General features: G+C 61.6%; 9 protein-coding genes. 7 read left to right on the top strand and 2 right to left on the bottom strand.

Going from position 1 to position 8,453, the window contains the following annotated elements:
- The 7 genes from EN993_RS26210 to ugpC all read left to right on the top strand — a co-directional run.
- A partial coding sequence (locus tag EN993_RS26210) for an FAD-dependent monooxygenase (protein ID WP_206532418.1) occupies positions 1-998 on the top strand: 998 nt, incomplete at its 5' end.
- Between the two features lie 139 nt (positions 999-1,137).
- Positions 1,138-1,872, top strand: a complete 735-nt coding sequence (locus EN993_RS26205; protein WP_109671484.1) for a FadR/GntR family transcriptional regulator — start codon at positions 1,138-1,140, stop codon at positions 1,870-1,872.
- Entirely contained in the window at positions 1,869-3,056 is a 1,188-nt protein-coding gene (locus EN993_RS26200) for a PLP-dependent transferase (RefSeq protein ID WP_127265211.1), read from the top strand. Before EN993_RS26205 ends, EN993_RS26200 begins: the two co-directional genes overlap by 4 nt.
- A gap of 29 nt (positions 3,057-3,085) precedes the next feature.
- On the top strand, positions 3,086-4,363 hold the full coding sequence (locus tag EN993_RS26195) for a sugar ABC transporter substrate-binding protein (protein ID WP_109671482.1): 1,278 nt from the start codon (positions 3,086-3,088) through the stop codon (positions 4,361-4,363).
- 185 nt (positions 4,364-4,548) lie between these two features.
- Positions 4,549-5,475: a sugar ABC transporter permease gene (locus EN993_RS26190; RefSeq protein WP_127265210.1), complete on the top strand. Its 927-nt coding sequence runs from the start codon at positions 4,549-4,551 to the stop codon at positions 5,473-5,475.
- Entirely contained in the window at positions 5,475-6,323 is an 849-nt protein-coding gene (locus EN993_RS26185) for a carbohydrate ABC transporter permease (protein WP_127265209.1), read from the top strand. The genes EN993_RS26190 and EN993_RS26185 overlap by 1 nt, the downstream gene beginning before the upstream one ends.
- 4 nt (positions 6,324-6,327) lie before the next feature.
- Positions 6,328-7,395 (top strand): sn-glycerol-3-phosphate ABC transporter ATP-binding protein UgpC, encoded by a 1,068-nt coding sequence (ugpC, locus tag EN993_RS26180; RefSeq protein ID WP_127265208.1) that lies wholly within the window; start codon positions 6,328-6,330, stop codon positions 7,393-7,395.
- 382 nt (positions 7,396-7,777) lie between these two features.
- On the opposite strand, the gene EN993_RS26175 is transcribed toward ugpC, so the two are convergent.
- A complete protein-coding gene (locus EN993_RS26175) occupies positions 7,778-7,987 on the bottom strand; it encodes a hypothetical protein (RefSeq protein ID WP_109671478.1) in 210 nt (69 codons plus the stop codon).
- Positions 7,988-8,144: 157 nt separating this feature from the next.
- Positions 8,145-8,405, bottom strand: coding sequence for a hypothetical protein (locus EN993_RS26170; RefSeq protein WP_127265207.1), 261 nt, complete (start codon positions 8,403-8,405; stop codon positions 8,145-8,147).
- Between the last annotated feature and the right edge of the window lie 48 nt (positions 8,406-8,453).

Genomic DNA, 8,453 nt, shown 5'->3' with positions numbered 1-8,453 from the left:
TCCGAAAGGCGGCGGGCATCGAGTTCGCTGGGCAGGATCCTACGATGAGTTGGATGATTGCCGAGGTCGAGATGGTGCAGGAGCCGGCATGGGGCTTTCGCAGCGACGCCTACGGTATCCATGCGATAGGCAAGATCGAGGAAGGCGGCCGGGTCGGTGTCGTGCTGACCGAGAGGCAACTGACCATCGGAGGCGAACCGACGCTGCGCGATCTCAGCGAGGCGCTGGTCGCCGTCTACGGCACCGATTACGGGCTCCACAACCCGACCTGGCTCTCCCGGTTCACGGACATGACGCGACAGGCTGCCTCTTACCGCGACAGACGCGTGCTGCTGGGCGGCGACGCCGCGCATGTGCATCCGCCGATGGGCGGACAGGGGCTCAATATTGGCGTGCAGGACGCGGTGAATCTTGGATGGAAACTGGCCCAGGTGGTCAAGCAGATATCACCGGAAAGCCTTTTGGACAGCTATCACGCCGAGCGTCATCCGATTGCCGCCCGCGTACTGCGCAACGCGATGGCACAGGTTGCGCTTCGTCGCATGGATGCCCGCACCAAGGCATTGAACGACATCTTTGCCGAGTTGCTCGGCATGGAAGAGCCTCGCAAACGGATCGCCGCTGAGATGTCCGGCCTGGGTGTCCATTACGACCTCGGCGAGGGGCACCCACTGCTTGGGCGGCGAATGCCGGACCTCGATCTGATCACCGCCAACGGGCCGTTGCGGCTCTTCACCTTGCTGCACGACGCGCGGCCGGTGCTCCTCAACCTCGGTGAGCCCGGCAGGCTGGACATCGCCCCCTGGGCCGATCGGGTCCGGCAGATCGACGCCGGGTACGCCGGTGCCTGGAAGCTCCCGGTCTTGGGGACGGTCGCCGCGACCGACGCCGTCTTGATCCGGCCCGATGGCTATGTGGCTTGGGTTGGGGTGGGAACCCAACAAGGCCTGATGGACGCGCTGACCACTTGGTTCGGACCGCCCGCTGCCGCTGATTAGCAGACACGGTCGATGCTGGTTCACACGAGCGCCCGAAACGCATTGCGTCGCCACCTTCGACAGTTCTCCTGACAACCGATTGACAGGAGGTTCCATCTATGCAGAAATTGGTTGGACCATTGGACCACTTGGAGGTGACGTGGACCAGAACAGCCTGCCACCCATTCAGACGACGGCGCGCGATGACGCCGTGCTGAAGGCGTTGGTGGGCTTTGTCCGCGCCGAGGCTTTGCAGCCGGGCGAGCGGCTTCCAACCGAGCGTATTCTGGCCGAGCGGCTGAAAGTCAGTCGCAACACGGTGCGCGAGGCGCTGACTCGCTGGGAAGGGCTTGGCCTCGTCGAGCGCCGGCAAGGCAGCGGCACCTATCTCAAGGTTGCCGTCTCGCCAGACATGCTGCACATGCCGCTGACGCTGGCGGGCGGCAATGATTTCACCAGCCTGATGCAGACGATGGAGATCCGCCGCGCGCTGGAAGCGGAGGCCGCAGCTCTTTGCGCCGAACGCGCCAGCCAGGCAGATATCACCGAAATCGCGCGCAAGCTCGACATCATGGAGCAGGCGTTCCGCACGCGCGACGGCATGTCGTCGGAAGAGGATTGGGAGTTCCACCAGGCGATCTACCGGGCCTCGGGCAATCCGTTGTTCGAGCAGATCATCGCCGCCATGTACGAATTGTTCCATCGCTTCTGGGAGCATCCGCTCGGCGTGCGCGATTTTGGCCACGCCAGCTTTCCCTACCACCGCACCATCTACGAATGCATCGCCGCGCGTGACCCGCAGGGAGCCCGCGACGAGGCGCTCAAGCTGATCGCCACCGTCGAGGACGACCTCAAGCGCGGTGCCGCCAAACTCAAACTTTCGAGCCAGACATGAACGAGCATCCATCCGGTTTCGATCACGACTATCTTGCCGAGGCGGCGACACTCTTGGCGCATGACGAACCGTTTCCCGGCGGTGCGGTGGTGCCGCCGATCTACCAGACCTCGCTGTTCACCTTCGCCAATTATGCCGAGATGGCAGACACTTTTGCCGGCAAACGACGGCAGCCGATCTATTCGCGTGGTGACAATCCGACGGTGATGGAGTTCGAGGCGCGTGTCGCCGCGCTCGAAGGTGCCGAGGCAGCGCGCGGCTTTTCCAGCGGCATGGCGGCGATCAGCGCCACGGTGCTTGCCTTCGTTGGGGCAGGCGAGCGCATTGTGGCGGTGCGCAATTGCTATGGCGATGCCTACCGGCTGTTCGAGCGGCTGTTACCGCGGCTCAACATCAAGGTCGACTATGTCGACGGCTCCGACCCGGACGCGGTTGCGGCGGCACTTCCCGGCGCCAAGCTGCTCTACCTGGAAAGCCCGACCTCGATGATGTTCGAGCTGCAGGACATCGCGCATCTGACGCGGTTGGCCAAGGAGCAGGGCATCGTCACCACGATCGACAATTCCTGGGCGACGCCAGTGTTCCAGAAGCCGATCACGCATGGCGTCGACCTCGTGCTGCATTCGGCCTCGAAATATCTCGGCGGCCACAGCGACACCGTCGCCGGCGTCGTGGCGGGTTCGGCCGCCCATATCAAGCACATCAACGAGCAGACCTATTCCTATCTCGGCGGCAAGCTGTCACCGTTCGAGGCGTGGCTTTTGTTGCGCGGCCTGCGCACGCTGCCGCTGCGCCTGCCGCACCACATGAAGAGCGGCCTGACCATCGCCGAACGGCTGAAGGCGCATGCCAATGTCGAGCGGGTCAACCATCCCGTCTATTCGAACCATCCAGGCAAGGCGACACTGGCCGGCTATGCCGGTCTGTTCTCCTTCGAGGTGACGGACGATATCAACATCCCCGTTTTCGTCGATGCGCTGAAATATTTCCGCATCGGCGTCAGCTGGGGCGGGCATGAAAGCCTGGTCGTGCCGGCCAAGGCGTCGCTGGAGCAGACGCCGGGCCTGAATTCGATGGCGCGCTTCGGCGTCAGCCCCCGAACCATCCGCTTCAATGTCGGATTGGAGAGTGTCGAAGACCTGTGGGCTGATGTCGCCCAAGCCTTCGAAAAAGCCAGAAAATAACAAGCGGGTTCAAAATGGGAGTCTTGAACATGAAAAAACTGACCGTCATGCTTGCCACCGTTGCGGGGCTGGCGATTTTCGCCGGAAGCGCTATGGCCGATTCGACCCTGAAAATGGTCGAAGTCATCACCAGCCCGCCACGCACCGAATTCCTGAAGAAGCAGATTGCCGAGTTCGAAACGGCCAATCCGGGCGTCAAGGTCGAGCTGATCTCGCTGCCCTGGGGCCAGGCTTTTGAAAAGTTCCTGACCATGGTGCAGGCCGGCGATACGCCCGACATTGTCGAAATGCCGGAACGCTGGATGGGTCTCTATGCCAACAATGCCCAGCTGGAGGATCTCGGCCCGTATATGGCCAAATGGGACGACGCCAAGACGCTCGGCGACCGCGCCAAGCAGTTCGGCTCGACCGTCAACAACACCCAGTTCATGATCCCCTACGGCTACTATGTGAACGCGCTGTTCTGGAACAAGAAATTGTTCAAAGAGGCCGGCCTCGATGGCCCGCCGGCGACGCTTGATGATTTCATTGCCGATTCCAAGAAGATTTCCGCGCTCCCGGGGAAGTACGGCTACTGCCTGCGCGGCGGGCCGGGCGCCTTCAACGGCATGCACATGTTCATGAACATCGCCGCCGGCAAGGGTGGCTACTTCAACGAGGACGGCACCTCGACGATCAACGACGAAGGCTCGGTCAAGGGCCTGCAGATGCTGGCCGACATGTACAAGGACGGCCTGGCGCCGAAAGATGCGGTGAGCTGGGGCTTCAACGAAACGGTCACCGGCTTCTACTCCGGCACCTGCGCCATGCTCAACCAGGATCCGGACGCGCTGCTCGGCATCGCCGACAAGATGAGCGCCGACGACTTCGCCGTGGCGCCGATGCCGGTCGGGCCGAGCGGCAAGTCCTATCCGACGCTGGGCTATGCCGGCTGGGCGATGTTTGCCAACTCGCAGCACAAGGACGATGCCTGGAAGCTGATGGCGACGCTGCTGTCGCCGAAGGACAATCTCGAATGGGCCAAGGAAGTCGGCGTCGTCCCGATCCACAAGGGCGCCGACCAGGATGCCCATTTCAAGACCGAGCAGTTCAAGGGCTGGTTCACGGAGCTCAGCGATACCTCCAAATATGAAATGGTGACCCCGCCGACGCATCTGGAAAACCTTGGCAATTTCGTCGACCAGGTGGCGATCAAGAATTTTCAGGAAGTCCTGCTTGGCCAGAAGACGGCCAAGGAAGCGGCCGACGCATGGGCCACGTTCCTGACCAAGGAACAGCAGGACTGGCTGGCCAAGAACAAGAAGTAGCCGCCTTTTTTCCTTCTCCCCGTTTCACGGGGAGAAGGTGGCCCGATAGGGCCGGATGAGGGGCGGCGCCAAGTTCTGTCAGCTCAGCACTGCCCCTCATCTGCCTGCCGGCATCTTCTCCCCGTATAGTGACGGGGAGAAGGACGCTGTCCCCGACGCCGCTCCAGGGAGCCGATCCTCACCCAATGACCTACGCCGTGTCCGAAATACGATCCGCCGGCAAGCCGCGTCGCAAGCGGCTCTCGCACGCCGCAATCGAGCCATGGCTGTATCTCAGCCCGGCGATCATCCTGCTGGTCGTGGTGCTTCTGGTGCCGCTCATCATCGGCATCAGCTACTCCTTCCGCAAATTCTCGGCTTTCAAATCGGAATATGTCGGGCTCGGACAGTATCAGGCGATGCTGTCGGACCAGGTGCTCGGGCAGGCGCTGGTCAACACGCTGTGGTGGACAGTCGCCAGCCTGTTCTTCCAGTTCTTCCTTGGCCTTGGCTTGGCGCTGCTTCTCGACAAACCGTTCGTCGGACGCAAATTTGTCCAGGCTGTGGTCTTTCTGCCATGGGCCGTGCCTTCGTTCCTGTCGGGCCTGACCTGGGCATGGCTGTTCAACCCGATCATCGGACCGCTGCCGCACTGGCTCTTCGCATTGGGGCTCAGGGCTGAGTCGACCACCAGCATCCTGTCCGACCCGGCCACCGCGATGTGGGGGCCGATCATCGCAAACATCTGGTTCGGCATCCCGTTCTTCGCCATCACGCTGCTCGCGGCGCTCAAGTCGATCCCGTCGGAACTGCATGAAGCCGCTGCCATCGACGGTGCCTCGCCGTGGCAGCGCTTCACCAAGGTGACGCTGCCGTTCCTGGCGCCAACCATCGCCATCACCGTCATGCTGCGCACCATCTGGATCGCCACATTTGCCGACCTGATCTTTGTGATGACGGCAGGCGGTCCCGCCGGGTCGACAAGCACCGTGCCGGTCTACATCTATGTCAGCGCCTTCAAGTCCCTGGACAAGGGCTACGCCTCGGCGGTGGCGGTGCTGCTGCTCGTCTTGCTCATCGTCTATGCCGTGGCGCTGATCGGCATTCGGCGCTCAATCGTGAGGCACGTCTGATGATCGCCGGGCGCTCCACCTCTTCACGCTTTCTCAGCGGTATCGGCCTCTACGGCGCCATCGCGACCTACATGATCTTCGCGCTGTTCCCGATCTTCTGGACACTGAAAATATCGGTCACGCCGGAGCGATTGCTCTATTCCGAAGGCATCACCTTGTGGCCGTCGCAGACGACCTTTCAGAATTTCTATATCGTTCTGGAAGTCTCTGATTTCCCACGCTATTTCCTGAACAGTGTCATCGTTTCGATGGCGACGGCGGCGTTGGTGACGGTCATTGCCACGCTCGCCGGCTATGCCATGTCGCGCTTCACCTTCCGCGGCAAGGCGGCGCTCGCCATCATGCTGCTTTTGACCCAAACCTTCCCGCTGGTGATGGTCATTCCGCCGATCTACCGCGTCATGGGCGAGCTTGGCCTCACCAACAGCCTGATCGGGCTGATCATCATCTACACTGCCTTCAACACAGCCTTCGCCACCTTCCTGATGCAGTCCTTCTTCGATGGTATCCCAAAGGACCTGGAAGAGGCGGCAATGATCGACGGCTGCACGCGCGCTGAGGCCATGCGCAAGGTGATCGTGCCGCTGACGCTGCCCGGCATGGGTGCGACACTGGGTTTCGTCTTCACAGCTGCCTGGAGCGAGCTGTTGTTCGCGCTGATGCTGATTTCCAGCGATGACAAGAAAACCTTCGCGGTTGGGCTGCTCACCTACATAGGCAAGTTCGCCGTCGACTGGGGACAGATGATGGCCGCGTCCGTCCTGGCGCTGATCCCGGTCTGCATCTTCTTCGCCTTCCTGCAACGCTATCTCGTCACCGGCCTGACCGCCGGCGCCGTCAAAGGATAGATCGATGGCCTCTGTTACGCTCGAAAAAGTCCGCAAGGATTATGGCGCCGTCCGCGTCCTGCACGCGGTCGACCTTGAAATCGCCGATGGCGAGTTCGTCGTCCTGGTTGGGCCGTCAGGCTGCGGCAAGTCCACGCTCTTGCGCATGATCGCCGGGCTGGAGGAGGCTTCCGGCGGCGAGATCCGCATCGGCGAGCGGCTGGTCAATGATGTAGCACCCAAGGACCGCGACATCGCCATGGTGTTCCAGTCCTACGCGCTCTATCCGCATATGGACGTGTCGAAGAACATGGGTTTCAGCCTGCTCTTGAAGAAGGCGGAGAAGGCGACGATCGACGCGAGGGTGGACGGCGCCGCCAAGCGGCTCGGGCTCGACACGTTCCTGCAGCGCTTGCCGCGGCAACTGTCCGGCGGCCAGCGTCAGCGCGTCGCCATGGGCCGTGCGATTGTGCGCGACCCCAAGGTCTTCCTGTTCGACGAGCCGCTGTCGAACCTCGACGCCAAGCTGCGCGTCCATATGCGCGCCGAGATCAAGGCACTGCACCAGCAACTGAAGACGACATCGGTCTACGTCACGCACGACCAGATCGAGGCGATGACCATGGCAGACCGGATTGTCGTCATGCATGACGGGCTGATCCAGCAGGTCGGCGCGCCGCTCGATCTCTATGACCGGCCGGCCAACATGTTCGTCGCTGGCTTCATCGGTTCACCCGGCATGAATTTTCTGCCGGCGACGGTTCGTCAGCGTGGTACGTCGGAGGCCGTACTGGCCGATGGCCAGGCGCTGCGCCTGCCGGAAGGCCTGCCGCTGAAGGACGGTGACGCCATCACCGTCGGTCTGCGGCCCGAGCATATCCGGCTGGCGGATGACGGGGCGTTGAAGGGCGAGGTGGGGGTGGTGGAGCCACTCGGGCTTTCGACGCAGTTCTACGTCAAATTGGCCAGCCAGCAGCTTTGCATCTTTGCCATGGGCCGCGCCGGCGTGAAGCCCGGCGACGTGGTGCGGCTGGCGGCCGATCCGGAGTCGCTGCATTTGTTCGATCCGAAAAACGGTGATCGCGTCGGCTGAGGGAACTCGGCCCGGGCTGAGGGCACTCGGGACGCGATCGACCAGTTGCATGTCTACACAAGGCGCTGAATCTGCGGAACTGCGGATACGAACGGCCGCATCAGGCGCGGATGTCGGGTGGGAAGTAGAAGGGAAGGTTATATCTCGATTGACTAAAATAATGGAACGTCCAGCAGACATTTCCGGAACCGAACAGGACCCCTCAGACCTTTGCGTGTAGCGCACAAGACTTTAGTCCCGCCGTCTTCTAAAAAGAACGGAAGCCATTTCGTCACGAAGTAGGGCCGCCATACGAGAGGTCAATACCGGCGGCTGCCTCCGGAAATATGGGCGAATCGGTGGTGTGCGGGTATGGTGCGATCGCGGAAGGTGGCCGTGGCGTCTAACCGCGAGGGTTTCTTCTAGGCAGCGGCGAGCTGTCCATTGGGTTCTCAGCTGACTTGGCTGATCGCCGCTCCTTTAGCCACAGGGACTTTTTTCTTCTTGCCAGAATCTCGTCTCGAACGCTGTCTTCGGCGAGCACATCGCCATGCGTCGCGGCAATCGCGTAGTCGGCTCTGTTTGTTCGATAGTCACCTTTTTGAATGGACATCGTTTTCTCCCAGGTCGAGGCATTTCCCCCTTTTAGCCTGACGCTGAAACTAACTGCCTATCCATCGTGCGAGTCTACCAATTGGCGATTGTATTAAAACGATACACTCCGTAGGTGTGGTGATTGCGAGAGAGGCTCGCTCGTGCGGGGGGCTTTTTCATTGACCCTGTTGAGACTCTTGCTGCTGTGCTCCGGCAAGCGGGCTCGGAGCTTGCGGCGCAGGTTCCGTAGAAGGTGCAGGGGGATTATCGGAGGCAGGCTGAGGTGCAGGCTGGGCTGCCTCCTCGGTCAAAACTTGGTCAGTCCTGGCCTTGATCTCGTCGGCCGTCTGCTGGCTTATCAGCCCGTTGCTGATAGCGAAACCAGCAGCCAGAGCAACAAGGGCTGCAATGATTGCAGCTTTCAACTTCTTCGACATCCGCAGGGGCCTTGTTCATGACACCCCTGCCAGCCCACGACCGAGGGT

Origin of the sequence: Mesorhizobium sp. M7D.F.Ca.US.004.01.2.1, from assembly GCF_003997785.1 — a bacterium.
Classification (GTDB): Bacteria; Pseudomonadota; Alphaproteobacteria; order Rhizobiales; family Rhizobiaceae; genus Mesorhizobium; species Mesorhizobium loti.
This window is presented reverse-complemented; position numbering and strand designations above follow the sequence as displayed.